The sequence below is a fragment of the Streptomyces sp. AK08-02 genome (assembly GCF_033795085.1).
Lineage (GTDB): Bacteria > Actinomycetota > Actinomycetes > Streptomycetales > Streptomycetaceae > Streptomyces > Streptomyces echiniscabiei.
In genome coordinates, this window is record NZ_JARAZV010000004.1 from 398,686 (window position 1) to 422,336 (window position 23,651).

Consider the following 23,651-nt stretch of genomic DNA (forward strand, 5'->3'; position numbering starts at 1 on the left):
TGCAGCAGTATGAGCACGTGGAAAAAGTACGACTTCTCGTCGTGGACGACGATCCGCCCATCGCCGACCTGGTCGCGACGGTCGCCCGCTACGAGGGCTGGGAGGCGGTCGCCGCGTACTCCGGTGAGGAGGCGCTGACCAGGGCCGCCGAGTTCCGTCCCGACATCGTGGTGCTCGACCTGATGCTCCCGGGTCTCGACGGCTTCGCCGTGCTCGACCGGCTGCGGCTGTCGGGCACGATGGTTCCCGTGGTCTTCCTCACCGCCCGTGACGGCGTCGCCGACCGGGTCGCCGGCCTCACCCGGGGCGGCGACGACTACCTGGTCAAACCCTTCGCCGTGGAGGAGCTGATGGCCAGGCTGCGCACCGTGCTGCGCCGCAGCGCCGGCCCCGGTTTCCAGCGCTCCGTGCTCCGGGTGGCCGACCTGACGATGGACGAGGACACCCGCGAGGTGAGACGCGGCGACAAACGGCTCACACTCACCCCGACCGAGTACGAGGTGCTGCGCTACCTGATGCGCAAGTCACCGACCGTCCTCACCAAGGCACAGATCCTCGACCATGTCTGGGAGTACGGCTTCGGCGGCCGGTCCAACGTCGTGGAACTCGTCGTCAGCAGGCTGCGCCGCAAGCTCGACGACCCCGACCAGCACGACGAACCCCTGATCCACACCGTGCGGGGCGTCGGCTACGTGGTCCGGCAGGTCGGCGAGTGATCCGCCGCTGCCGGGAGACCTATCGCAGGCTGCGGCTGGGTACGCGGCTGGCCCTGGGCATGGGCGTGCTCGCGCTGGTCGTCTTCGCCGCGGTCGGCACGTCCCTCTCGATGTACATGCGGGAGTACCTGGTGCGCCAGCTCAGCGACCAGATGTCGCACGTCCAGACCAGCCAGGCCAAGGACGTAGCGGTGTACGGCGGCGTCAAGGACAAGCCCTACTGGGGCTGGTACAGCGCCTTGTACAACATCTCGGGTCCCGGACCCGTTCTCCGCAAGCCCGCCGACCTGCCGCCGGACGCCAGTGAACTCCTCGACACCGCCGAGATCGTACGGGCCACGGGCGCCGAGCCCGTGCTGCGCACCGCGCGTATCGACGGGGCGAGCTACCGGCTGCGCGCCTGCGAGGTCGAGAACGGGGTCGTGCTGGTCACCGCGGCTCCCCTGGGGGACATGGAGGACACCATGGACCGGCTGGTCACGGTCCAGGTCGTCGCCTTCGCGCTCGCCCTCCTCGGCCTGGTGATCTTCGGCCGCGCGGTATTGAGGCGCGGCCTGCGGCCTCTCAGCGACATGGCGCACACCGCCCGCGGCATCACCTCCCACGACTTCACCGACTCCGCCCGGCTGCCCGTGCGCGCCGACCGGGCCGACGGCGGCCCCGAGGTCGAGGAACTGCGCACCGCGTTCAACACCATGCTCGAACACATCGACGACTCCCTCGCCGTGCGCACCGAGGCCGAGCAGCGCCTGCGCCGCTTCGTCGCCGACGCCTCGCACGAGCTGCGTACACCCTTGATGTCGGTACGGGGCTATGCGGACCTCTTCCAGTACGCCGCCGCCAACGAGCCCGGCGAACGGGACCGGCACCTGGCCCGGCTGCGCGCCGAGGCGGCCCGGATGGGCGTCCTGCTCGACGACCTGCTGCTGCTCGCCCGGCTGGACGCGGCCCAGGTCGAGACCCCGCTGCGCCCGGAGAGCGCCGACCTGGTCGAACTGGCGGGCCAGGCGGCGGACGCCTTCCGCGCGGGCCACCCGGATCATCCCCTGACGGTGACGGCACCTCCGAAGGAACTGCGGCTGCGTCTCGACCCACTGCGTATCCGGCAGGTCCTGGACAACCTGCTGACCAACGCGGCCGTGCACACGCCCGCGGGCACAGCGGTGTCCCTGGAGGTGAGCGTCGACGACGGCCACGCGGTGGTCCGGGTCGCCGACGCTGGCCCCGGTATTCCGGCCGCCGACCGGGACCGGATCTTCGACCGTTTCTACCGGGTCGACAAGGCCCGCAGCCGTGACCGGGGCGGCAGCGGTCTCGGACTCGCGGTCGCGCTGTCCCTGGTCCGGGCGCACGACGGCACCCTCGACGTGACCGGCGGCCCCGGCGAGACCGCCTTCACCCTGCGCATCCCGCTCGACAGGACGGACAGGCCAGACGGGACGGACAGGCCACCGAGCAGCTGATCGAACCGGTCAGCGATACGAACACAACGACTCAACCGAACAGCACGACTCAACCGAACACAATGATTCAACTGAACACAACGACTCGGTCCGACGGCTCGGCACGGACGATCTGAGGAGACCCCCCACCGTGAACGTACTGATCGTTTTCGCTCACCCCGAACTCTGCTCATTCAACGGCGCGTTGAAGGTCAGAGCCGTGGACGTCCTGAAGCGGGCCGGGCACGAGGTCGTGGTCAGCGACCTGTACCGGCTCGGCTGGAAGGCGGCGGTCGACGCCGAGGACTTCCCCGGAGTCTGGACCGACCCCGACTTCCTGGATGTCTCGGCCGAGCAGGAACGTGTGTCGGCGGCGCACGAGACCCCGCCCGACGTCCTCGCGGAGCAGGAGAAGGTCACCCGGTGCGATCTGATGATCCTTCAGTTCCCGCTGTGGTGGTCCGGAATGCCCGCCATCCTCAAGGGCTGGATCGACCGCACGATGGCCCGCGGCTTCGCCCACGGCGAGGGACGCGCCTACGACACCGGCCCACTGAAGGGCAGACGCGCCCTGGTGTGCACGACCACGGGCACCGCTTCGGGCCTCTACGGCCGGGACGGTACCGACGAGGACCTGGACCGCGCCCTCTGGCCCATACAGCACGGCATCCTCGGCTGCCTCGGCTTCGACGTCCTCCCGCCGTTCGTCGCCCGCGCCCCGGGGGAGGCGTCGGCGAAGCAGCGGGAGGAGTACCTCACGGAGTACGCCGAACGGCTGCTGGCGGTGGCCCCGTAGGGGAGCGGGAGGTCCGGTCGGGCTACTCCCGTACGAGGGCGGCCACATGGTCGGTGACCGTGTCGAGGATCTCCGCGCAGGCCTTCTCGTCGCCGAGGGCCAGGAAGTTGAGCGTCAGCCCGTCCGTCATCGTGGCCAGATAGCGGGCCAACACCGGGACGGGCACGCTCAGTTCGAACTCCATGGTCTCGCGCAGCTGCTCCAGCAGTTCGGCGTACGTCTCGGCGTACAGCTCGTACTGCCGGCGGGCCAGATGTGCGAACCCCGGCTCGCGCAGGGCGTACTGGGTGAGTTCGTACGTCAGCATGTGCTCGCCCGGGTGGGCCGCCACATGGTCCCAGTACGCCCTGAAGCCCGCCCTGATCGTCTCCCGCAGGGTGGACTGGGGCTGGATCGCCTCGTGCACCACATCGACGTAGTGATCCATGATCGTCGTGATGACCGACTCGATCAGGGCCTGCTTGGAGTCGAAGCAGTAGTGGAAGACGCTCAGTGACACGCCTGCCTCGGCCGCGATGGACCGGGTCGTCGTCCTGGGGACGCCGTCCCGGGTCATCGCGCGGATGGCCGCCTCTGTCAGCTGCCGGCGCCGCTCGGCCGACGGCTTGCGTGCCATGAACTCCCCCTTGGTACGGAACTCAGCTGCTGTAGACACCTACCTCGTAGAGTGAGTATCCCCAGTCAGTGCCCCGATCCAGTCCGTGGACGCGCACATAGCGGGCAGGTACCCCCGCGAACTGCGCGGTGTCCAGGCCGCCGTCGCCGACGGTCGTGGACCACGCGGTCTGCCAGGTCGTACCGTCGGTCGAGAGCTCGATGCGGTACTCCTTGCCGAACGCCTTCTCCCAGTCGAGGGTGACCCGCTTGACCAGGTTGGTGGACCCGAGGTCGAGCTGGAGCCACTGGTCGTCGCTCCAGTCGCTCGCCCAGCGGCTGCCGGAGTCGCCGTCCACGGCCCGGCCGGGCTGGTAGCTGGTGAACGGGTTCGACTCGGACGAACTGGCCGTCGCCGTAACGCCCTTGGCGAGGTTCACCCCGGCCTGGTGGGTCTCCGAGGCGCCCCAGGTGTCGAGGTAGGACTCGGCGCCCCGGAACAGGTCGCTCACCGCGTCCGCGCCGCCGACCCGCTTGATGTCCTGGATCCAGTCCGGGATCATCCCGACGTGCGCGGCCCCGTCGGTGTTGATGTCCCAGGTTCGGGACCCGGTGGTCTGCCGGTCGATCACCGAGCCGCCGTCGACACTGGTGAACGGGTACGTCACCGTCGTACCGGTGTCCGTGCCGCGCGGGGCGGGGTGGTCGCCGATGCCGTTGAAGTCGGTGCCGTAGCCGTAGCCCTTGTCGTACTTGGTGCGCAGGGCGTCGGTGCGAGCGGCCTCCGCGACGAACTCCTTGGAGGAGTGCATGTACTGGGCGATGAAGCCGCCGAGACCGTAGACCCGGTCGGTCCAGTTGAGGTCCATCCAGCTGTGCGAGGAGAGGATGCCGGGGTAGGCCTCCGCCGCGAAGATGTCCATCGCCTGGCCGGCGGCCTTGACGCCCATGTGGTCGATTTCGAGCATCATCTTGCGCTTCACCATGCCGCGCACCGCGTACTCGCCGAGCGAGGTGAGCCCGCGCTTGTTGCACTGCGCGTCCGAGGCGTACGTGGGCAGTTCGGTGCCCGTCGGCAGGTCCTCCGTCGCGCTGGTCGCCGTGGCGCCGCCGATGGGGTTGTCGTGCATCGCGCTCGTGCACTTCTCCGTCTGCCAGAAGGTGCCCGTCGACAGGAACTGGCCGACGTTGATCGCCGTGCCGAGACCGCCCTCGTCGAACCGCACCCCGCACAGCGCGTTGTCGAACTTGTGGCACAGGAACATGCTGCGCACACCGAGGCCGTACAGCTCGTCGAGGCCCTTGTCGATGTCGGCCTTGCTGCACTGCGCGATGTCCAGGATCTGCTTGCAGCCGAAGGGCTCGGACGTCTCGACACCGAGGACGACGGCCAGCTTGCCCTGCTTGATCACCTCACGTGCCTGCGCGCTGTCGGTGACGATCCGGAACCAGCCCTTGCCGGTGCCGCCGTACTGGGCGTCGATGAAGTCCTGCAGCTGGTACGTCAGTTTCGCCTGGAGGCGGATCGACGTCATCTCGTCGCAGCTGCGGTCCTTGAACGGGTAGATCGAGCAGATCATGCCGTTGGTGACCAGGTCGTTGACCAGTACGCGCTGACCGCCGCGCCAGGCGCGCTCGATCCAGGCGTAGTAGTTCGCCTGGTGGGTCATCGAGTCGTACGCGGGCCAGTCCTTGAACGTCGGGTAGCCGACCGGGTCGTGCTTGCCGTCGCCGCCGTGGGTGATGTAGTCGAAGATCGCGAGGGTGCCGTCCGGGTAGTGCTCCGGACAGTCCTTGAGTGCGTCGGCGATCCCGCTGGTGGAGAAGACCTTCCCGCAGATGAGCCGCCCGCCGAAGGCCTCGTTGGAGAACAGGTGGTTGTGCGCGTCGACGAACCCCTGTACCTCGCCCTGGGAGTTGGTGCCCTTGAAGGGCTCACCCGTGACGTTGATCTGGGAGTCGGGCGTCGGGCGCGCGGTCGGCGTCCACCAGTCCGTGCCGGCCGCCGAGCTGGGCCCGGTACCGAGCATCAGCGCCAGTACGGCGAGCAGGAGAGGCAGCACGGTCAGGGGTCTGCGACCGCGACGCGGGCGAGGGGGGAAAACAGGCTCGGTCATCACTCACGTCCTCGCACAAAGGTTGTCATGGCTCGCGCAAATCTGTGATGAGGATCGCTACAGCAAGGTGATGGAGTCAATAGTCCGGGACGCTTGACCTGATGGCCGGAGGGGCCGTAACGGCGGTTATCTGCGCGTAAACCACGAGCCAAGTGCTCGCCAATCGAAGGCCAACGGCCTGTCAACTGTGCGTGAATATGGAGAACAATATTGTTGACAATGTTGTCCGTCTAGATTTAGCGTCGACAGGCACTCACCCAGGAGGGCACATGCCGAACCAAGCCCGCCCAGGCACCGGAGAGCAGGCCAAGCAGCACGCACTTGAGCGGCTGCGGCAGGCGATCCTGCGCGGCGACATGGCGCCGGCCCAGCGGCTGGTGGAGAACGAACTCGCCGAGCAGTTCGGTGTGACACGGGCCAGCGTCCGGGCGGCGCTGATCGAGCTGGAGTCGGAGGGACTGGTCGAGCGGATCCTCAACCGCGGCTCGCGGGTTCGGGTGGTGACCGTGGAGGAAGCGGTCGCCATCACCGAGTGCCGGATGGTCCTCGAAGGGTTGTGCGCGGCCAAGGCGGCCGTGGCGGCCACCGACGACCAACTCGCCGAACTGACCGGAATCGGCGAGGCGATGGCCAAGTCCGTGGCCGACGGCGAGCCGGTCACGTACTCCGAACTCAACCAGGAACTGCACGCCCGGATCAGACAGTTCTCCGGCCAGCGGACGGCCGTGGAACTGCTGGAGAGGCTCAACGCCCAGTTGGTGCGCCACCGTTTCCAGCTCGCGCTGCGACCGGGGCGGCCCCAGCGCTCCCTGGGCGAACACCTGGCCATGATCGAGACGATCACGGCCAGGGACCCACAGGCGGCCGAAGCGGCCGCTCGGGCCCATCTCACGAGCGTGATCGCCGCACTGCGCGAATAACGCGATGCCCGAATGACGCCGCCGAGGTGGGCCGACCGACCTGTCCACCAAGGAGATCTCTGTCATGACACACGACGCGGTGCCCGCCGCCGCTCGCTCGACGCTGGTGATCAGCGCACACGCCGGTGACTTCGTCTGGCGGGCGGGGGGTGCCATCGCGCTGGCGGCCTCGCGCGGCGAGCGGGTCGTCATCGCGTGCCTGTCGTACGGGGAACGCGGTGAGTCGGCCAAGGCCTGGCGCGAGGGCAGGTCCCTCGACGAGATCAAGGGGATACGCCGGACCGAGGCCGAGCAGGCCGCCGCCGCTCTCGGCGCCGAGGTCCGCTTCCTCGACGCCGGCGACTACCCCCTCCTCGCCACACCCGAGTTGACCGACCGACTGGTGGGTGTCTACCGCGACACCCAGCCCGACGTGGTCCTCACCCACCCGCTGTCCGACCCCTACAACGCCGACCATCCCGCCGCCTCCCGGATGGCGCTGGACGCGCGTGTCCTCGCCCAGGCCATCGGCTATCCCGCCCCCGGTGAAGTCCTGGGCGCCCCACCGGTGTTCTTCTTCGAACCCCACCAGCCGGAGATGTGCGACTTCACCCCGCAGGTACTGCTCGACATCACCGAGGTGTTCGACACCAAGCGCAAGGCCATGGAGTGCCTGCCCGCCCAGCAGCATCTGTGGGACTACTACACCGACCTCGCGAAACGACGCGGCGTCCAGCTCAAGCGCAACGCCGGCCCCAACCTCGGCCTGCCGCACACCACTTACGGCGAGGCCTATATGCGCCCCTACCCGCAGGTCACGGGAGAACTGGCATGAGCGGCGTGATCGTCACCGACCCGCCCCGCGCGGCCGCCGCGGACGTCGAGGCGCTGGCAGGCCACGGCGTGGCCACCGTCCATGAGGCACTGGGCCGCACCGGTCTCCTCGGACCCGCCCTGCGCCCGATCCAGCAGGGCGTGCGCGTCGCGGGCACCGCTGTCACCGCCCTGTGCTGGCCCGGCGACAACCTCATGATCCACGCGGCCGTCGAACAGTGCGCCCAGGGCGACATCCTGGTCGTCACCACCACGTCCCCCTGCACGGACGGCCTGTTCGGCGAGCTGTTCGCCACCGCCCTCCAACGCCGGGGCGTACGCGGCCTGGTCATCGGCACCGGGGTACGGGACACCGCCGAACTGCGCGCCATGGGTTTCCCCGTCTGGTCGGCGGCGGTCTCCGCGCAGGGCACCGTCAAGGCGACGGGCGGCTCGGTCAACGTCCCCGTCGTGGTGGGCGCCCAGCAGATCCACCCCGGCGACGTGATCATCGCCGACGACGACGGTGTCATGGTCGTGCCCCGGCTGCGGTCCGCCGAGGCGGTCAAGGCGTCCGAGGCCCGCACAGCGAAGGAGGAGGCGTCCCGACTCGCCTTCGCCGAAGGTCAGTTGGGGCTGGACCGGTACGGGCTGCGCGAGACCCTCGTACGGCTGGGGGTGCGGTATCAGTCGTACGAGGAGCATGTGCGGGCGGCCGACCCGGAGACCGGCGTGGAGACTGGTGCGGGACCCGGCCGGGACGCCGGACCGGGAACCCGCTCGTGAGCACGGCCCGCCCGGAGGAGGGCCTGCGCTGCATGCTGATGCGGGGCGGCACCTCCAAGGGCGCCTACTTCCTCGCCGAGGACCTGCCGGCCGATCCCGCCGCCCGCGACGACCTGCTGCTGCGGGTCATGGGCAGCCCCGACCCCCGCCAGATCGACGGACTCGGCGGAGCGCACCCCCTCACCAGCAAGGTGGCCGTCGTCTCCCGCTCGCGCGACGGACAGGCCGACGTCGACTATCTGTTCCTCCAGATCGGCGTGGACCAGGCGACAGTGACGGACCGTCAGAACTGCGGGAACCTGCTCGCGGGCGTCGGACAGTTCGCCGTGGAACGCGGACTGGTCGTGGCGGGGGAGGAGTCGACCTCCGTACGCGTCCGCATGGTCAACAGCGGCGGCCACGCCATCACGACCTTTCCGACAGCGGGCGGGCGTGTCGTGTACACGGGTACGACCGAGATCTCCGGTGTGCCCGGCCGCGCCGCTCCGGTCACGATCGGGTTCGAGCGGGGGAGCGCACCCCTGCTGCCGACCGGCCGGGCCCGCGACACCGTCGCCGGAACACCGGTGACCTGCGTCGACAACGGCATGCCGACCGTGCTGATCGCCGCCGCCGCGCTCCAGGTCACCGGTTACGAGGACCCGGGGGACCTGGAGGAGAACGTCACCCTCAACGAACGGCTGCACGAGATCCGGCTGGCGGCAGGCGAGTTGATGGGCCTCGGCGACGTCTCCGCGACGACCGTGCCCAAGCTGACCCTGCTCGCCCCGCCCGCTCACGGCGGCACCGTCATGACCCGCACCTTCATCCCGGTCCGCTGCCACCCGGCGATCGGCGTGCTCGGCGCCGCGAGCGTCGCCGCCGGCCTGCGCCTGACCGGCGGCGTCGGCCAGGGCGTGGCGCGCCTCCCCGCCCACGACGACGACCCGCTGCGCATCGAACACCCCACCGGATTCCTGGACGTCGAAGCCGTCGTCGACACGGACGGCCCTGCCCCGGCCGCGCACCGCACGGCCGTCGTCCGCACCGCCCGCAAGATCTTCGACGGCACGGTCCACCCCCGCCCGGCCGCCCCTCCCCGCGATCTTCCCGCTGTCCCTCACTCTGTCAGGAGCCGCTGATGACCCCGCCGCTCGGCGACATCGCCCACCTCGGCCACGTCGAACTCCTCACCCCCGACCTCGACGCGAGCGTCCGGTTCTTCACCACGATCCTCGGCCTGACCGAGAACGGCCGCTCCGGCGACTCGGTGTACCTGAGGACCTGGGACGACTACGAGCACCACAGCCTCACCCTCACCGCCCACTCGACCTCGGGCATCCGCCGCACCGCCTTGCGCGCCTCCAGCGAGGAGGCCCTGCGGCGCAGGGTGGAGGAGACCGAGAGCGCCGGCCGCCCCGGCCGCTGGGTGGAGGACGAACCCGGGCTCGGCCCGCTCTACGTCACCACCGATCCCGACGGTCACGAGATCGCCCTGTACTGGGAGAGCGAGTGGTACGAGGCGCCGCCCGGGCTGCGGCCGGGCCTCAAGAACCAGCCGCAGGCCAAACCCGCGACCGGCGTCGGTGTCCGCCGCCTCGACCACGTCAACTTCCTCGCCGCCGCGGTCGAACCGAACGCCGGTTTCATCCAGCACGTCCTCGGCGCCCGCCCCACCGAACAGATCGTCCTCGACGAAGGACGCCTGGCCGCCCAGTGGCTGACGTTCACCAACAAGTCGTACGACATCGTCTACACGGAGGACTGGTCCGGCTCCACCGGCCGCCTCCACCACATCGCGTTCGCCACGGACACCCGCGAGGACATCCTGCGCGCCGCCGACCTGTGCCTGGACAACGGCGTCCACATCGAGACCGGCCCGCACAAGCACGCCATCCAGCAGACGTTCTTCCTCTACGTCTACGAACCGGGCGGCAACCGCGTCGAACTGTGCAACCCGCTCACCCGCCTGGTGCTCGCCCCCGACTGGCCGCTGATCACCTGGACACAGGCGGAGCGCGCCAAGGGGCAGGCGTGGGGCCTGAAGACCATCGAGTCCTTCCACACGCACGGCACGCCTCCGCTCGACTGACGCCCCGCCGACGGTGTGGGCGGCGCACGGCGAGGTCACGGCCCACACCGTTCCTGAGATTGTTGACGAAAACGTTGACACTAATCCCGATGGCTCCCTACCGTCGGGCGCACCCCCCTCCCCATGGCGCAGCGACTCCTCCCCTCCCCAGGGGACCGACTCTGCCGGACGACAGGAACCAACGATGTCTCCTTCCTCCGCCCCACCCGCTCGCGGCGGCAGACTGGCCGCGCTCGTCGTCGGCCTGTGCTGGCTGGTCGTCTTCTTCGACGGCCTCGACATGTTCGTCTACGGCGCCGAACTGCCCCACATGCTGGAGCACAAGGCCCTCGGACTCGTCCCCGGCCAGGCCGGAGACCTCGGCAGCTACGCCACCTTCGGCATGCTCATCGGCGCCCTGTCCGCGGGTACGGTCACCGACTGGATCGGACGCAAGAAGGTGATCATCACCTCCACCGCCGTGTTCTCGCTGGCGTCCGCCCTGTGCGCGCTCGCCCCCAGTCTCGGCGTGTTCGGCCTCGGCCGCTTCATCGCCGGCCTCGGCCTCGGCGGCCTGCTGCCCACCACGATCACCATGGTCGCCGAGTACGCCCCACGCGGCCGGGGCGCCCTGATCGTCGGCACTCTGATGACCGCGCACCAGGCCGGCGGCATCATGGCGGGCTTCCTGGGGCTGTGGACGAGCGGCCCCGACGGATGGCGTGTCGCCTACTGGATCTGTGTGGTCCCGCTGCTCGTCGGCGTCCCGCTGGTCGCGAGGTTCCTGCCCGAGTCGATGCGCTTCCTGCTCGCCAAGGGCCGCGTCGAAGAGGCCCGCGCGCTCGCCGACCGCTACGACGTCGAGCTGCCCGTCGCCGCGACGGAGCGTCCCGCGACCGGGAACCGCTGGAGCGCCGTCGCGGCCCTCTTCCGCGGCGACCTGTGGCGCACCACCGCCCTCTTCTGGCTGGCCTCCTTCTGCGGCCTGCTGCTCGTCTACGGCGTCAGCAACTGGCTGCCGACCATGATGCGCGGCGCGGGCTACGAGCTCGGCTCGTCCCTGTCCTTCCTCATCGTCATCAACCTCGGCGGCATCGTCGGCATGCTGGTCGCCGGCCGCTGCTCCGACCGCTACGGCGCCGCCCGCATCGCCACCGTCTGGTTCGCGTGCACCGCGGTCGGCGTCCACCTCCTCGGCGTCCACATGGCGCTGCCGCTCACCTACACCGTGGTCTTCCTCACCGGCATGTTCCTCTTCAGCGCCCAGGCCATGGTCTACGCGGCGGTCGCGGGCCGGTCGACCGACGCGAACCGTGCGACGGCGGTCGGGTGGGTGTCCGGCATCGGCCGCTTCGGCGCTGTGTTCGGCCCGTGGCTGGGCGGCCGGCTGGTGGCGAGCGGTTCGGAGGGCTGGGGGTTCACGGCGTTCGCCGTCGCGGCGGTACTCGCCACGGTGTTCGTCGCCCTCACCGGCCTGCGCACATCCCGGCAGCCGACGGCGGCCGAACCGGCCCAGGAACTGTCCACGGCGGGCTGAGGGGTCCGGGGGCCGAGCCGTGCGGGGGTCCGGAGACCGAGCCGTGCGGGGGTCCGGGGGCAAGAAAGAAGAAATGGTCCCCGCACCTGTCACAACCCTCGCTCAGCCGGTGTCTTGAGGCCGAACCCCCTTCAGGGGGCGACCGTCGAAGCGGAGGAGACACCATGAGCGGCAACACCGAAGTGGTCGTGATCGGCGGCGGCTACGCCGGAGTCATGGCGGCCAACCGTCTGACACAGCGAGCCGACGTGACCGTCACCCTGATCAACCCGCGCCCGGCCTTCGTCGACCGGATCCGCCTGCACCAACTCGTCAGCGGCACCCACGACGCGGTCACCGACTACCGGAAGATCCTGGCCGAGGGCGTCCGGCTGACGGTGGACACCGTGACCCGGATCGACACGGCCGGGCGCGGTGTCACGCTCGCGAGCGGTGCCACCGTCGGATACGACCACCTGGTCTACGCCGTCGGCAGCGGCAGCGCCGACCCCCGCGTCCCCGGTGCCGCCGAGTTCGCGTACCCGATCGCCTCCATGGAGGAGGCACAGCGGCTCCGGCCGGCCCTCGACGCCGCGCCCGCCTCGGCGCCGGTGACCGTGGTCGGTGCCGGTCCGACCGGTATCGAGACCGCCGCCGAGCTCGCCGAACAGGGCCGCACCGTGACCCTGGTGTGCGGCGGTCTGCTCGGTCCGTCGCTCCATCCGCGGGGCCGGCGTGCGGTGGCCAAGCGGCTCGCCGCACTCGGGGTGAGCGTGCTCGACGGCCCCGACACGAAGGTGACGGAGGTGACCCACGACGCCGTACGACTCGCCGGTGGCCGCGAGCTGCCGAGCGCGGTGACCGTCTGGACCGCCGGATTCGGGGTGCCGGACCTGGCCGCCCGCAGCGGACTGCGCACCGACGCCCTGGGCCGCCTGCTCACCGACGAGACACTGACCAGCGTCGACGACGAGCGCGTCGTCGCGGCCGGGGACTCGGCGGCGCCGTCGGACCTGCCGTTCCGGATGAGCTGCCAGGCGGCGGTCCAGCTGGGCCCACAGGCCGCCGAGACAGTGCTCAGCCGGATCGCGGGGGAGCGGCCCGCCGCCATCGACGTGGGGTTCGTCGCCACCTGCATCAGCCTGGGGCGTCACGCCGGCGTCTTCCAGGTCATGGGCAAGGACGACACCGCCAAGGGGTACTACCTCGGCGGCCGGACGGGCGCGAAGGTCAAGGAACTCATCTGCAGGAGCATCCCCTGGCAGCTGTCGTACGAGGCACGCAAGCCCGGCGCGCGCACCTGGTGGAGCAAGGACGCCAAGCGCCGTCAGCTCCTCCAGGCAAGGACCGGCCAGGAAGGGGTCACCGCCGAGCGGGCAGCCTGAGACACTGCCCGGCGTGTCACCGCCGGGCGCCGGGCAGTGTTCCCCTGCCGATCGAACGGCTGTCGACCGGCTGTCGACGACAAAGAAGAGGACCCCGCTGTGGAATCACGCCCGAGAACCGACGGCGGCCGGTGCCGCCCCCCGCGCCGGACGGGGGCCGGGACATGAGCGACCGCACCACGGCCCCCGGCACCGGCCCGGGCCCCGCGACCGACCCGGCGACCGAGACGTTCGTCGCCCACCGCAACCTGCTCTTCACCGTCGCCTACGAGATGCTCGGCTCGGCGGCCGACGCCGAGGACGTCCTCCAGGAGACCTGGCTGCGCTGGGTCGCGGTCGACCTCGCCCAGGTCCGCGACCAGCGCGCCTACCTGGTCCGGATCACGACCCGGCAGTCCCTCAACCGACTGCGCACGATGAGCCGCCGCAAGGAGGCCTACGTGGGCCAGTGGCTGCCCGAGCCGCTGCTCACCGCGCCGGACGTGGCCGACGACGTCGAACTCGCCGAGAGCATCTCGATGGCACTGATGCTCGTGCTCGAAACCCTCTCGCCGACCGAACGCGCCGTCTTCGTGCTCCGCGAGGTCTTCGACACGGGCTACGACGAGATCGCCGCCGCCGTCGACAAGACTCCCGCGGCCGTCCGTCAGATCGCCCACCGCGCCCGTCGGCACGTCGACGCCCGCCGCCCCCGCCAGAAGGTGTCGGCCGAGGAGACCCGGGCCGTCCACGAATCGTTCCGGCGTGTGCTGGAGACCGGGGATCCACAGACTCTCCTGGACGTACTCGCCCCGGACGTCGTCATGGTGAACGACGGCGGCGGAATCAAACAGGCGGCGCTGCGCCCGATCACCGGCGCCGAGAAGGTGGCCCGGTTCCTGGTGGGCGTCCTGGGCAAGAACAAGGCCCCGATCACCGTCGCCCCCACCGTGGTCAACGGCGGCCCGGCACTCGTCGTGCACCTGGACGGCGAGCTCGACGGCATCATGGCGATGCGCGTCGAGAACGCCCTGGTCACAGGCCTCTACTACGTCCGCAACCCGGAGAAACTGACCCGGGCCGAGACGGAGACCCCCCTCACCCTGCGCTGAACGCCCGGGCCGGCGGCACGAGATCAGAGGGCCGCCGTGGCCTGCCGTACGTGGTCGGCGACGAGGGGGTAGACCTCCCGGGCCTTCTCCTCGTCGTCGAGGTCGTAGCCGTGGTCGACCCCGGCCATGTCGAGATGCTCGACCAGCGATCCCACCTGGCGCAGCCGCTCGGCGTAGCGCACGGCCTCCGCCCGGAGGCGGTCGTGCGCCGCCGTGACGACCAGGGCCGGGGCGATGCCCTTGAGGTCGGCGGTCTCCTTCGGGTGGGCGGGGGAGACGAGCCGGTCGGTGCGCTCGCGCGGGTCCGGTACGTACGCGCTGTCGAACACCTCGCCCATCCACGGACGCAGCATCGGCTTGGCGATCGCCGCCCGCTTGTCCTTCGCCGCGGTCGCGAGATCGAGGGGCGCGTAGTGCAGGACCTGGAGCGCGATCGAGGGGCCGGCCTCCTCCAGGGCCTGGCGGGCCACGGCCGCGGCGAGACCGCCGCCGGCGCTCTGCCCGCCCACGGTCAGCCGGGCACCGTCCCAGCCGTGCTCGGCGCCGTGTGCCGCGATCCACCGGACGACCTCGTACGCCTGCAGGGGCGGTGCCGGGAACGGGTGCTGCGGGGCGACGACATAGTCGACGTTGACGACCACCACGCCCGCGAGCGCGGCCACGGCACGGCAGAAGGCGTCGTCGGACTCCGTCAGCGGCATGATGAATCCGCCGCCGTGGAAGTTGACGTGGACCGGCGGGGCCGGGTCCTCGGTCGCGGGCCGGTAGACCACGACCCGGGCCGGGGCGACCGTGGTCGGGATCGTCAACTCGCTTGTGGCACGCGGGAATTCGGGAAGGCGAGCGTGGGACGCGGCGGCGGAGCCCCGCCCGCTGGGCCGTCGGTCCGCCAGTATGGTGAGACGCTGCAAGATCTTGGCGATGAGGGAGGCCACCGCAGGCCTGGCCAGGAGGGACATGCGGGTCCGTTCGGTCGGGCTATTGCCAGGAATCCTGTCGATCGACAGGATGACATTAAACACGACCGACCGGTACGGCGGAAGCGGCTACGGCTTGTACGCGACGCCTCCGTACACATCCGTCGGCTGCGGAGTGGTGCCCGGTTCCGGGCGCCACAGGGGGCAGGAGACGATGCCCGGCTCCATCAGTTCCAGACCTTCGTAGAGCGCGGAGAGCTTGTCGGGGCTGCGCAGGACGTACGGGACCGCGCCCGTGTCGTCGTACCCCTGCTGGGCGCGCTTGAGCTCCTCGTCGGTGTCCGTGCTGTCGTAGTGCACGAAGTAACTGCCCGGCGGCAGGGCCGCCTGGAGGCGTCGTGTGATCGCCTTGGCCTCCTCCCAGTCCTGGATGTGGCCGAGGATGCCCATCAGCATCAGCGCCACCGGCTTGTCGAAGTCCAGATACCGGCGAGCCGCCTCGATGATCTTCTCGGGTTCGTGCAGATCCGCGTCGATGTAGTCGGTGCTGCCCTCGGGAGTGCTGGTGAGCAGGGCCTGCGCGTGCCGCAGGACGAGCGGGTCGTTGTCGACGTAGACGATGCGCGACTCGGGGGCCACCTTCTGGGCCACCTGGTGCGTGTTGTCGTACGTCGGCAGGCCGGTTCCGATGTCGAGGAACTGGCGGATCCCGCGCTCGCTGGCCACGAAGGTGACCGCGCGGATGAGATAGGTGCGTGAGGCGCGTGCCATCGTCTCGATGTCGGGGGCGATCTCGCGGTACTCGTCGCCCGCCGCGCGGTCGACCTCGTAGTTGTCCTTGCCGCCCATCCAGTAGTTCCAGATGCGGGCGGAGTGGGGCACCGTGGTGTCGATCTTGGACAGTGCTTCCTGGTCGGGGGTGGGCCGGCCGTCTGTCATCGGAGTTCTCCTGACTTGCCTCGCGCGGACCTTGCCAACCTATCGTCAACTGCCGCTTTGATCACGGGAGTTGGGACAGATGAGGCGCGGGGGCACGGATGCGGCGAGGCCGCGCGGTGGCGCGTCGACTCCCTCAGTGTGTACGGGACTCCCGCGCGGCGGGAGTCCCCGAACGGGTTGTCCGGTTGTGTGGATGGGGTGGTGCGCCGTACGCGGACCGTTCGCGCCGGAGGCGTACGGCGGGCCGGGGCGTCAGGCGATCAGGAAGTCCGCCTGGCCGGACTTGGCGCCCTCCAGGAACGACACGATCTCCTCCCGGGAGTAGACCAGCGCGGGCCCGTCCGGGTCCTTGGACTGCCGGAAGGCCACACTGCCGTCGGGCAGCCGCTTGGCCTCGACGCAGCTTCCGCCGTTGGTGCCGCTCCAGGGCTTGTGCCAGCCCTCGGAGCCGAGTTCGGCCGCGGGCATGCCGCTGTGGACGGGGTTGTCGGTTGCCATGGTTCACAACTCCTTACGCAGTGCTGCCAGGGTCTCCCTGGTCCGAGCGACCGGGTCCGCCTGAACGGACATCCGGTCCAGTACCTCCAGGTACGTCACGACGTCGGCGGGCTGGTCGAAGTACTGCGCGCCGGCGAGGCTCTCCGTGTAGACGACGTCGGGCAGTTCGGAGAAGCCGAAACGGAAGTAGTGAAAGGGACCGAAGGCTCCCGGATGCGGACCCGCGGCGAAGCGCATGATCTGGAGCCGGACCTTCGGATACTCCAACACCTCACTGAGGTGGTCGATCTGAGCCCGCATCACCTCGGCCCCGCCCACGGGCCTGCGCAGCACGGTCTCGTCCAGTACGGCCCAGACGGCGGGCGCCTCGGGCTTGTCGAGCAGATCCTGGCGCTTCAGCCGCAGGGCGACCCGGCGCCGGATGTCCTCGGGACTGTCGTTGGGGAAGCCGATGCGCAGCAGCGCGACGGCGTAGTCCTCGGTCTGCAACAGGCCGGGGACGTAGTGGGGTTCGTAGAGCCGGATGACGGTGGCTTCGCTCTCCAGGCTCACATAGGCGCTGAACCAGTCCGGCAGCACATCGCGGTACGTGTACCACCAGCCAGGCTGGTTGGCCTCCCTGGCCAGGTGGAGGAAGTCGTCGATCTCCTTGGCCAGGACCCCGTAGGTGCGCAACAGCTCCTTCACGTAGGGGATGCGGAGGCCGACCTCGGCCTTCTCCATCCGGCGGACCGTCAACGGCGTGACCTCGATCGCCCGTGCGGCTTCCTCGAACGACACCCCTGCTCGCTCCCGCAGATGCCTCAGCCGCTTGCCGAGGACCATCCGAAGGACGGTGGGGGCACTTCCGCCTGAGCGGTTGTCGCTCACGTGGGACCTCCGGAAACCGCCGTCACAGCGGGCAGTGTGCCATGTCTTCGGTTGACACCGACAGGGCTTTGCGCTTCATTCTGAAATTATCAGAACGAAGGTTGCGAGCTGTGTCTGTCGGTCACCATAGTGATCGGGTGACCTGCCGCACATCGCGCGGTGCGTCACCGAAGCCCGTCCCCCGCCGGGAAGTTGACGTCCCGACAGATCCGGACGAGTACACAGCCCCACCCCGATGCGAGACCTGGATGGCCGCCGTGACGAACGGACAACCGAGGAGCCCCCGCGGGGGCGCGGGCGGAGCCGACACCGCGCCGCCGGACCCCTGGGCGCCGGGCAGGAAGGTGCGGCTCTCGATGTCCACCGAGGAGAAACCGTGAAGTCCGTCGGGGGCAGGAGAACGTCATGAGGAGCGCACCACCCATGGAGACCCCGCGAGGCGCGGCGGCCGAACCGCGACACCTCGCTCTGGCCGCCGAACTGGTACGCCGGTCCGAGGAGGACCAGCGGCTGACCCGGTTGGCCCGCGAGACACCCACAGCACTCAACCGGCATTTCGTCACCCGCTGCCGGGGTGCCAACGCCGACGCGCTGAGATCGGTCGTGGCCCGGCGAGGCTGGCCCCAGGCCGCCCAGGTCGGCGAGCCCGCGTCGACGGCGGCGCTGATGATCCTGCTGCACACCGCGGACCTCGGCTTCCAGCTCACCTGCCGCGACCTGATCGCGGAAGCCGTGGCGGACGGCGGCTGTCCGGCCGTGCACCACGCCTACATCGCCGACCACTGCGCGGTCGAGCTGGGCCAGCCGCAGTTCTACGGCACCCGCATCGACGCGGACACCCTGTGCCCGTACCCGATCCGCCACCCCGAGACGGTCGAGGAGCGCCGCGAGGACGTGGGCCTGGACCCGCTGGCGGAACAGCTGCCCGCCCTGCGGCATGTCGTCGGCGGAATACCCGACAGTGGATGTCCGGTATCAGCGACACCCTGGACGTGACGCCGGCCCGCAGGCCGGGCCGGTCGGGTTTGCGGTCACGCACGGAGGAGACACGGACATGCCGAGGACGACGGACAGCCCCCTGGACGGGCAGCGGGACGAAGGGGCTCGGGGCGGGAGGCTCGCGGGCAGGGTCGCCCTGGTCGCCGGGGCGACCCGCGGGGCCGGGCGCGGTATCGCCGTGGAGCTCGGGGCCGCCGGGGCCACCGTCTACGTGACCGGCCGCAGCACCCGGCGGCAGCGCTCCGAGTACGACCGGCCGGAGACCATCGAGGACACCGCCGACCTGGTCACCGCCGCGGGCGGCCACGGTATCGCCGTACCCACCGACCATCTGGACCCGGCGCGGGTACGGGCGCTGGTGGACCGGGTGGCCGAGGAGCAGGGCCGGCTCGATGTCCTGGTCAACGACATCTGGGGCGGCGAGAACCTCTTCGAGTGGGAGAGCCCGGTGTGGGAGCACGACCTCGACAACGGACTGCGGCTGCTGCGGCTTGCTGTCGAGACCCACGCGATCACCAACCACCACGCCCTGCCCCTGCTGCTGCGCAACCCCGGTGGCCTGGTCGTCGAGATGACCGACGGCACCGCCGACTACAACGGGAGCACCTACCGGAGCTCCTTCTTCTACGACCTCGCCAAGTCGTCCGTCCTGCGCATGGGCTTCGCCCTCGGCCACGAACTGGGCCCGCGCGGCGCCACCGCCGTGGCACTGACCCCGGGCTGGATGCGCTCCGAGATCATGCTCGAACACTACGGCGTCCGCGAGGAGAACTGGCGGGACGCCCTCGAACGCGTCCCGCACTTCGCCATCTCGGAGACCCCGCGTTTCGTGGGCCGCGCCGTGACGGCCCTGGCGGCCGACCCGGACGTGTCCCGCTGGAACGGTGAGTCCCTCTCCAGCGGCGGGCTCGCCAAGGTCTACGGCTTCACCGATCTCGACGGCAGCCGTCCGGACGCCTGGCGCTATGTGGTCGAGGTCCAGGACACGGGGAAACCGGCGGACGTGGCCGGTTACCGATAGAGATCATCGGGATCATCGGCTGACGCGCGGACGTGGGCCCGCGCGTCAGCCGCGGTCGCCTGTAACGCCCGCACTGCCCGTGCCGCCCGGGTCGCCTGTGGTCGCGGCCGCCGGGACCACAGGCCAGCGGGCGGAGTGGCCCGGTGGCAGTGCCAGGTCGCTGCGAACAGCCGCGTAGTAGCCCTCGCGCCCGGACCGCTGGCGTTGCAGCAGTACCTGCCAGGCTCGCGGATCCTCGGTCCGCTCGCGCAGGAACGCCTCCATCTCCAGCAGCGTGGCGACCCACTCCCGGGCCTTCGCCACCACCTCGGGGTCGCCCAGCAGAAGCAGGGCCTCCCCGTACGGGTCCCTGGCGACGGTGGCCTCGGCGATGAGCGGTGCCGCCTCCTCGGGCGTCAGGGGATGCGGATGCGGGTCGTTGCCGAGGCCCGCCGCGACCCGGTACGTCAGCGTGACCGACTTCTTGAGCACCCGCGCGTAGTCGGTGTACACCGACAGCCGCCGCTCCTCCCACCGCGCCTCCCGTTCGCGCGTGAAGCGAACCCGCTCCCCTCGTGCGACGGCCCAGTAGGAGCCGAGGGCGCCGATGACGACACCTATGAGAGCGGGGAGTTGCTGAATGAACGCGGACATGTCCGAACGCTATCTGCCCAGTTGATCGCCGGGACAGTACGGTTCGGACAGGACAAGGCCCTGCCACGGGAGTGTCACCGTTTCGTCCCGGCTCGGGCGGATCCACAACCGATCAGCCGGAACAGCGGTCTAGCAAGCAGAGAACGTTCATGACAACCCGCTCGTAGCACGCAGGAGAGAGGTACCGACATGGGGGACGTACGCAGACGAGGGGTCGTCGCGCTCGGGGTCGCGGGGCTCGTGGCGCCGCTCGCGCTCGTGGCCACCGCCGCCCCGGCGCAGGCCGCGAGCTGCACGACGCAGACCGGCCCGTACCAGAAGAAGGTGGAGAAGTTCCTGGGGCGGCCCGTCGACGGTGTGCAGTCCGCCGCCGACTGCAGGGCCACCCAGAACTTCCAGAAGAAGCACGGCATCACTCCCAGCGCGGGCTACGCCGGCTCCGTCACCTGGGGAGTGATGGACCTGATGCTGAAGCAGCGGGCCGTCGGGAACAACCCCAACAAGGAAGGCAAGTGCCCGACCAACAAGGGCCGTATCGCCTGCGTCAACCTCACGCTCCAGCTGAGCTGGATCCAGGACGGCAGCCGTCTCGTCTACGGCCCGGTGCCGGTCCGCACCGGCCGCGACGGCTACGAGACCCGCACCGGACTGAAGAAGATCTACTGGCGGGACATCGACCACGTCTCGAACATCTACAACGTGCCGATGCCCTACAGCCAGTTCTTCGACGGCGGGCAGGCCTTCCACTCGGTCGGTCTCAGCATGTGGAACCCGCCTGGCTCGCACGGCTGCGTCAACATGACGAAGGCGACCGCCAAGAAGTACTGGTCGTTGCTGAGGAACGGCGACGACGTCTTCGTGTACGGGCGCAAGCCGGGCACCTGAGGCACCCGGCCGACCCCAGGGCCTGGTCACGCCTCGGGCGCGTCCCCGAAGTCGGGGATCGGCAGCCTCGCCCCGCCCTGCCGCGCCGAGTCGTGCGCCACGATGCCCGGCAGGGTGTAGCGGGCGGCGACCCACGCGTTCACCAACGGCAGGGTGCGGGTGTTGACCGCCGTCACGAAGTCGTCCACCAGGAAGTGGTGACTGCCCTCGTGGCCGTTGTGCAGCTCGTCGAACTCCCTCGGGAGGCGGGAGCGGTCGTGCACCGGCGCGGAGCCGGAGGTGAACGCGGCCCGCAGGTCCGGGGCGATGTGCTGGAGTGACGGATCGTCAGCAGCCATGGTGGGCTTGGGCTCCAGCAGCTCACTGATGTCCGTGACCCCCTTCTTGTCCTGCCAGAAGGCGACCGTGGCGAGCTGCTCCATGCTCGCTTCCGTACCGAAGAAGCGGAACCGCGACTCCCTGATCTGCGAGGGGTAGCCGACCCGGCGGAACTCGTTCGTACGGAACGACCCGCCGCCCGCGACCTCGAACAGGGCGCTCGCGTTGGAGTAGTCGTTGCCGAACTGGCTGACCTCCTTGTCGAACACGCCGTCGCCGCGCTCGTCCCGTACCCCGATCGCCGACACGCTCACGGCGTGCGTCTGCCAGGCGCCGAGCACCCCGCCCACCGAGTGCGTCGGGTACAGCAACGGGGGATAGCTGGCCGTCGCCTTCCAGTTCTCGCCGCCGCTGTACTGGTAGGCCTCGTAGAACCCGAGGTCCATGTCGTGGACGTAGTCGCCCTCGGCGTAGAAGAGCCTGCCGAAGGCGCCCTCGGCGATCTGGTTCCGGGCGTGGACGGTCGCCGGGTTGTACTGACTCGTCTCACCCATCATGTACGTGAGTCCGGTGGCCCGTACGGCGTCGATGATCGCGCCGATCTCCTCGGCGGTGATCGCCATCGGAACCGCCGAGTACACGTGCTTGCCCGCGCCGAGGCCCTGGAGGACCAGCGGCCCGTGCGTCCAGCGCTGGGTGAAGATCGCCACCGCGTCGACCGCGGGCGACTCCAGCATCGCCTCGTACGACGCGAACGTGCCCGACAGGCCTTCCGCCGCGGCCAGTTGCTCCGCGCGCTCCGGCAGGAGGTCGGTCACATACACCTCGCCGACGCCCGGATGGGCGAGGAACAGCTTGGCGAACTGGCCGGAGAACTGCCCGGCGCCCACGATGCCGAGGGAGAACGTCATGTTGTGCGTGCCCTTCGTATGGTGTCCGACCGGTGACTTCGGTGACGTCACTGGTCGAGGATCAGGTTGATCTGGCTGTTGGTCCGGTCGAGGCTGGTCACGGACCTGCCGTTGCCGAAGACGTCCTGCATGGCCGGGTGCATCAGCGCGTACACGTCGGCCGCGTAGTTGGTGATCGGGTAGGAGAAGGTGGCGAACTCCTTTCCGCCCGCCTTCTCGTCGGCGACCGGCCGGGTGAACGCCGAGACGTCGATGCCCTTCTTCCTGTACGCGGCCACCGCGGCCTTCGTGCCGTCGGGCGTGGCCGGGAAGACGATTCCGTAACTCCCCACCGCCCGCTGGCACTCGGCGGACGCCAGGTACGCGACCCACTTCTTGGCGCCCGCCATGTTGTGGGCGTCCTTGGTGATGGAGTCCGCGAGGCCGTTCATCATCGTGGCGCGCTTGCCCGTCGGGCCGGCCGGAGTGACGGCGGTGGCCATGTCCAGCCCCTTGAAGCCGGCGTACGACGAGATCATCCAGGCACCGTCGAACGCGGCTGCCGCCCTGCCCGACGAGATCTGGGTGTTCGCCTGGTTGGACTGGGAGTTGTAGTCCGTGAAGGGGACCATGTAGCCCTTGTCCGCCAGCCCGAAGTACCACTTGATCACCGACTGGAAGGTCTTGCTGTCGTACTGGTACTCGGTGCCCCAGCGTTTCTTGTTCGTGTAGGTCCAGCCCGCCGAGGCGGCGAAGGTGCTCCACTGGGTCTGGCCGTCGCCGTCACCGCCGCCGTTGGTGGCGAGGCCGTACACCTTGACGTGGTTCTTGTCGAAGCCGGCCTCGTCACCCCGTTTGCCGTTCCTGTCCACGGTGAGGTGCGCGATGGCCTTCTCGAAGGTGCCGCCGTCCTTCGGGTTCCAGGACAGGTCGTTCAGCTGTGCGGCCGTGAGACCGGCGGCTTTCGTCAGTTTCCGGTTGTAGAAGAGGGCGACGGTGTCCCAGTCCTTCGGAGCGCCGTAGCGGTGGCCGTCCTGGCCCATCCAGTTGGCGGCCAGGCCGGGCTGGTAGGCGGAGTCCTCGATGCCGAGGTCGTCGAGCGGTTCGAGGACCTTCAGATCGGCGAACTGGCCGAACTTCTGGATGTGGTCGGTGAAGACGTCCGGCTGGGTGCCCGCGATGAAGCTGGCGGTGAGCTTGGTCCAGTAGTCGTCCCAGCCCAGTTGGGTGATCTTCACCGTCAGGCCGGGGTTCTCCCGCTCGAAGCCCTTCGCGCAGGCCTGGTAGGCGGGTTGCTGGTTGGCGTCCCACAGCCAGTACGTCACGGTGTCCGACGACGAGCCGGCCGCCCCGCCCCCCGCGCAACCGGTCGCGAGGGACAGCGCCAGAGCTCCGGTCAGTGCCACGACCGTACGAATTCGCATGTCCGTCCTTTCAGGTGAGCCGGTGTGCGGGTGAGCAGGCGGGCGGACGATC

Annotated in this window: 23 protein-coding genes; 14 read left to right on the forward strand and 9 right to left on the reverse strand. The window is 69.9% G+C overall.

Annotated elements, in window-relative coordinates; all coding sequences use genetic code 11:
* Nucleotides 1–17: 17 nt before the first annotated feature.
* The 3 genes from PV734_RS10335 to PV734_RS10345 all read left to right on the forward strand — a co-directional run bounded on the left by PV734_RS10335 (nucleotide 18) and on the right by PV734_RS10345 (nucleotide 2,954).
* A complete protein-coding gene (locus PV734_RS10335; RefSeq protein WP_319090827.1) occupies nucleotides 18–716 on the forward strand; it encodes a response regulator transcription factor in 699 nt (232 codons plus the stop codon).
* Complete coding sequence (locus PV734_RS10340; RefSeq protein ID WP_319090826.1) at nucleotides 713–2,179, forward strand: sensor histidine kinase; 1,467 nt, start codon at nucleotides 713–715, stop codon at nucleotides 2,177–2,179. Before PV734_RS10335 ends, PV734_RS10340 begins: the two co-directional genes overlap by 4 nt.
* A gap of 130 nt (nucleotides 2,180–2,309) precedes the next feature.
* The gene (locus PV734_RS10345) at nucleotides 2,310–2,954 is read left to right on the forward strand and encodes an NAD(P)H-dependent oxidoreductase (protein ID WP_319090825.1); all 645 of its coding nucleotides are present in this window, start codon (nucleotides 2,310–2,312) and stop codon (nucleotides 2,952–2,954) included.
* Between the two features lie 22 nt (nucleotides 2,955–2,976).
* Here PV734_RS10345 and PV734_RS10350 read toward each other — a convergent pair whose 3' ends face one another.
* Complete coding sequence (locus PV734_RS10350) at nucleotides 2,977–3,570, reverse strand: TetR/AcrR family transcriptional regulator (RefSeq protein ID WP_319090824.1); 594 nt, start codon at nucleotides 3,568–3,570, stop codon at nucleotides 2,977–2,979.
* 22 nt (nucleotides 3,571–3,592) lie between these two features.
* Nucleotides 3,593–5,665, reverse strand: a complete 2,073-nt coding sequence (locus PV734_RS10355) for a discoidin domain-containing protein (RefSeq protein WP_319090823.1) — start codon at nucleotides 5,663–5,665, stop codon at nucleotides 3,593–3,595.
* Between the two features lie 269 nt (nucleotides 5,666–5,934).
* On the opposite strand from PV734_RS10355, the gene PV734_RS10360 reads away from it, so the two are divergent.
* The 8 genes from PV734_RS10360 to PV734_RS10395 all read left to right on the forward strand — a co-directional run bounded on the left by PV734_RS10360 (nucleotide 5,935) and on the right by PV734_RS10395 (nucleotide 14,205).
* The gene (locus PV734_RS10360) at nucleotides 5,935–6,585 is read left to right on the forward strand and encodes a GntR family transcriptional regulator (RefSeq protein ID WP_319090822.1); all 651 of its coding nucleotides are present in this window, start codon (nucleotides 5,935–5,937) and stop codon (nucleotides 6,583–6,585) included.
* A gap of 64 nt (nucleotides 6,586–6,649) precedes the next feature.
* The gene (locus PV734_RS10365; protein ID WP_319090821.1) at nucleotides 6,650–7,399 is read left to right on the forward strand and encodes a PIG-L deacetylase family protein; all 750 of its coding nucleotides are present in this window, start codon (nucleotides 6,650–6,652) and stop codon (nucleotides 7,397–7,399) included.
* Nucleotides 7,396–8,163 (forward strand): 4-carboxy-4-hydroxy-2-oxoadipate aldolase/oxaloacetate decarboxylase, encoded by a 768-nt coding sequence (locus tag PV734_RS10370; protein WP_319090820.1) that lies wholly within the window; start codon nucleotides 7,396–7,398, stop codon nucleotides 8,161–8,163. Before PV734_RS10365 ends, PV734_RS10370 begins: the two co-directional genes overlap by 4 nt.
* A 32-nt stretch (nucleotides 8,164–8,195) precedes the next feature.
* Nucleotides 8,196–9,284 (forward strand): 4-oxalomesaconate tautomerase, encoded by a 1,089-nt coding sequence (locus PV734_RS10375; protein WP_319289365.1) that lies wholly within the window; start codon nucleotides 8,196–8,198, stop codon nucleotides 9,282–9,284.
* Nucleotides 9,284–10,234 (forward strand): catechol 2,3-dioxygenase, encoded by a 951-nt coding sequence (locus tag PV734_RS10380; RefSeq protein ID WP_319090819.1) that lies wholly within the window; start codon nucleotides 9,284–9,286, stop codon nucleotides 10,232–10,234. The genes PV734_RS10375 and PV734_RS10380 overlap by 1 nt, the downstream gene beginning before the upstream one ends.
* Before the next feature lie 184 nt (nucleotides 10,235–10,418).
* Entirely contained in the window at nucleotides 10,419–11,750 is a 1,332-nt protein-coding gene (locus PV734_RS10385; protein ID WP_319090818.1) for an aromatic acid/H+ symport family MFS transporter, read from the forward strand.
* 164 nt (nucleotides 11,751–11,914) lie between these two features.
* A complete protein-coding gene (locus PV734_RS10390) occupies nucleotides 11,915–13,114 on the forward strand; it encodes an NAD(P)/FAD-dependent oxidoreductase (RefSeq protein WP_319090817.1) in 1,200 nt (399 codons plus the stop codon).
* A gap of 164 nt (nucleotides 13,115–13,278) precedes the next feature.
* Nucleotides 13,279–14,205 (forward strand): RNA polymerase sigma-70 factor, encoded by a 927-nt coding sequence (locus PV734_RS10395; RefSeq protein ID WP_319090816.1) that lies wholly within the window; start codon nucleotides 13,279–13,281, stop codon nucleotides 14,203–14,205.
* A 23-nt stretch (nucleotides 14,206–14,228) separates the two neighbouring features.
* Here PV734_RS10395 and PV734_RS10400 read toward each other — a convergent pair whose 3' ends face one another.
* From PV734_RS10400 to PV734_RS10415, 4 genes are all read right to left on the reverse strand, one after another.
* The gene (locus PV734_RS10400) at nucleotides 14,229–15,164 is read right to left on the reverse strand and encodes an alpha/beta hydrolase fold domain-containing protein (RefSeq protein ID WP_319090815.1); all 936 of its coding nucleotides are present in this window, start codon (nucleotides 15,162–15,164) and stop codon (nucleotides 14,229–14,231) included.
* 87 nt (nucleotides 15,165–15,251) lie between these two features.
* Nucleotides 15,252–16,061: an SAM-dependent methyltransferase gene (locus PV734_RS10405; RefSeq protein ID WP_319090814.1), complete on the reverse strand. Its 810-nt coding sequence runs from the start codon at nucleotides 16,059–16,061 to the stop codon at nucleotides 15,252–15,254.
* Nucleotides 16,062–16,313: 252 nt separating this feature from the next.
* Complete coding sequence (locus PV734_RS10410; protein ID WP_319090813.1) at nucleotides 16,314–16,559, reverse strand: DUF397 domain-containing protein; 246 nt, start codon at nucleotides 16,557–16,559, stop codon at nucleotides 16,314–16,316.
* Between the two features lie 3 nt (nucleotides 16,560–16,562).
* Nucleotides 16,563–17,384, reverse strand: a complete 822-nt coding sequence (locus PV734_RS10415) for a helix-turn-helix domain-containing protein (RefSeq protein ID WP_415924186.1) — start codon at nucleotides 17,382–17,384, stop codon at nucleotides 16,563–16,565.
* A gap of 468 nt (nucleotides 17,385–17,852) precedes the next feature.
* Between PV734_RS10415 and PV734_RS10420 the strand changes: the two genes are divergently transcribed.
* Both PV734_RS10420 and PV734_RS10425 read left to right on the forward strand, forming a co-directional pair.
* Complete coding sequence (locus tag PV734_RS10420) at nucleotides 17,853–18,425, forward strand: DUF6624 domain-containing protein (RefSeq protein WP_319090811.1); 573 nt, start codon at nucleotides 17,853–17,855, stop codon at nucleotides 18,423–18,425.
* A gap of 58 nt (nucleotides 18,426–18,483) precedes the next feature.
* Nucleotides 18,484–19,449 carry an SDR family oxidoreductase gene (locus PV734_RS10425; protein WP_319090810.1) on the forward strand — a complete coding sequence of 322 codons (966 nt, stop codon included), beginning with the start codon at nucleotides 18,484–18,486 and terminating at the stop codon, nucleotides 19,447–19,449.
* Nucleotides 19,450–19,494: 45 nt separating this feature from the next.
* Here PV734_RS10425 and PV734_RS10430 read toward each other — a convergent pair whose 3' ends face one another.
* The gene (locus tag PV734_RS10430) at nucleotides 19,495–20,082 is read right to left on the reverse strand and encodes a hypothetical protein (protein WP_319289310.1); all 588 of its coding nucleotides are present in this window, start codon (nucleotides 20,080–20,082) and stop codon (nucleotides 19,495–19,497) included.
* A gap of 189 nt (nucleotides 20,083–20,271) precedes the next feature.
* Here PV734_RS10430 and PV734_RS10435 point away from each other — a divergent pair, with 189 nt between their 5' ends.
* The gene (locus PV734_RS10435) at nucleotides 20,272–20,967 is read left to right on the forward strand and encodes a L,D-transpeptidase (RefSeq protein ID WP_319090808.1); all 696 of its coding nucleotides are present in this window, start codon (nucleotides 20,272–20,274) and stop codon (nucleotides 20,965–20,967) included.
* Between the two features lie 26 nt (nucleotides 20,968–20,993).
* Here PV734_RS10435 and PV734_RS10440 read toward each other — a convergent pair whose 3' ends face one another.
* Entirely contained in the window at nucleotides 20,994–22,196 is a 1,203-nt protein-coding gene (locus tag PV734_RS10440; RefSeq protein ID WP_319289311.1) for a Gfo/Idh/MocA family oxidoreductase, read from the reverse strand.
* A 47-nt stretch (nucleotides 22,197–22,243) separates the two neighbouring features.
* Nucleotides 22,244–23,599 carry a sugar ABC transporter substrate-binding protein gene (locus PV734_RS10445; RefSeq protein ID WP_319090806.1) on the reverse strand — a complete coding sequence of 452 codons (1,356 nt, stop codon included), beginning with the start codon at nucleotides 23,597–23,599 and terminating at the stop codon, nucleotides 22,244–22,246.
* Between the last annotated feature and the right edge of the window lie 52 nt (nucleotides 23,600–23,651).

Coding starts and splice junctions, on each gene's coding strand:
- PV734_RS10410 (WP_319090813.1), bottom strand. CDS start 16,559: ATGGCAACCGACAACCCCGTCCACAGCGGCATGCCCGCGGCCGAACTC.
- PV734_RS10355 (WP_319090823.1), bottom strand. CDS start 5,665: ATGACCGAGCCTGTTTTCCCCCCTCGCCCGCGTCGCGGTCGCAGACCC.
- PV734_RS10405 (WP_319090814.1), bottom strand. CDS start 16,061: ATGACAGACGGCCGGCCCACCCCCGACCAGGAAGCACTGTCCAAGATC.
- PV734_RS10420 (WP_319090811.1), top strand. CDS start 17,853: ATGGAGACCCCGCGAGGCGCGGCGGCCGAACCGCGACACCTCGCTCTG.
- PV734_RS10425 (WP_319090810.1), top strand. CDS start 18,484: ATGCCGAGGACGACGGACAGCCCCCTGGACGGGCAGCGGGACGAAGGG.
- PV734_RS10445 (WP_319090806.1), bottom strand. CDS start 23,599: ATGCGAATTCGTACGGTCGTGGCACTGACCGGAGCTCTGGCGCTGTCC.
- PV734_RS10395 (WP_319090816.1), top strand. CDS start 13,279: ATGAGCGACCGCACCACGGCCCCCGGCACCGGCCCGGGCCCCGCGACC.
- PV734_RS10440 (WP_319289311.1), bottom strand. CDS start 22,196: ATGACGTTCTCCCTCGGCATCGTGGGCGCCGGGCAGTTCTCCGGCCAG.
- PV734_RS10415 (WP_415924186.1), bottom strand. CDS start 17,384: ATGGTCCTCGGCAAGCGGCTGAGGCATCTGCGGGAGCGAGCAGGGGTG.
- PV734_RS10360 (WP_319090822.1), top strand. CDS start 5,935: ATGCCGAACCAAGCCCGCCCAGGCACCGGAGAGCAGGCCAAGCAGCAC.
- PV734_RS10400 (WP_319090815.1), bottom strand. CDS start 15,164: ATGTCCCTCCTGGCCAGGCCTGCGGTGGCCTCCCTCATCGCCAAGATC.
- PV734_RS10435 (WP_319090808.1), top strand. CDS start 20,272: ATGGGGGACGTACGCAGACGAGGGGTCGTCGCGCTCGGGGTCGCGGGG.
- PV734_RS10430 (WP_319289310.1), bottom strand. CDS start 20,082: ATGTCCGCGTTCATTCAGCAACTCCCCGCTCTCATAGGTGTCGTCATC.
- PV734_RS10385 (WP_319090818.1), top strand. CDS start 10,419: ATGTCTCCTTCCTCCGCCCCACCCGCTCGCGGCGGCAGACTGGCCGCG.
- PV734_RS10370 (WP_319090820.1), top strand. CDS start 7,396: ATGAGCGGCGTGATCGTCACCGACCCGCCCCGCGCGGCCGCCGCGGAC.
- PV734_RS10375 (WP_319289365.1), top strand. CDS start 8,196: ATGCTGATGCGGGGCGGCACCTCCAAGGGCGCCTACTTCCTCGCCGAG.
- PV734_RS10350 (WP_319090824.1), bottom strand. CDS start 3,570: ATGGCACGCAAGCCGTCGGCCGAGCGGCGCCGGCAGCTGACAGAGGCG.
- PV734_RS10390 (WP_319090817.1), top strand. CDS start 11,915: ATGAGCGGCAACACCGAAGTGGTCGTGATCGGCGGCGGCTACGCCGGA.
- PV734_RS10380 (WP_319090819.1), top strand. CDS start 9,284: ATGACCCCGCCGCTCGGCGACATCGCCCACCTCGGCCACGTCGAACTC.
- PV734_RS10365 (WP_319090821.1), top strand. CDS start 6,650: ATGACACACGACGCGGTGCCCGCCGCCGCTCGCTCGACGCTGGTGATC.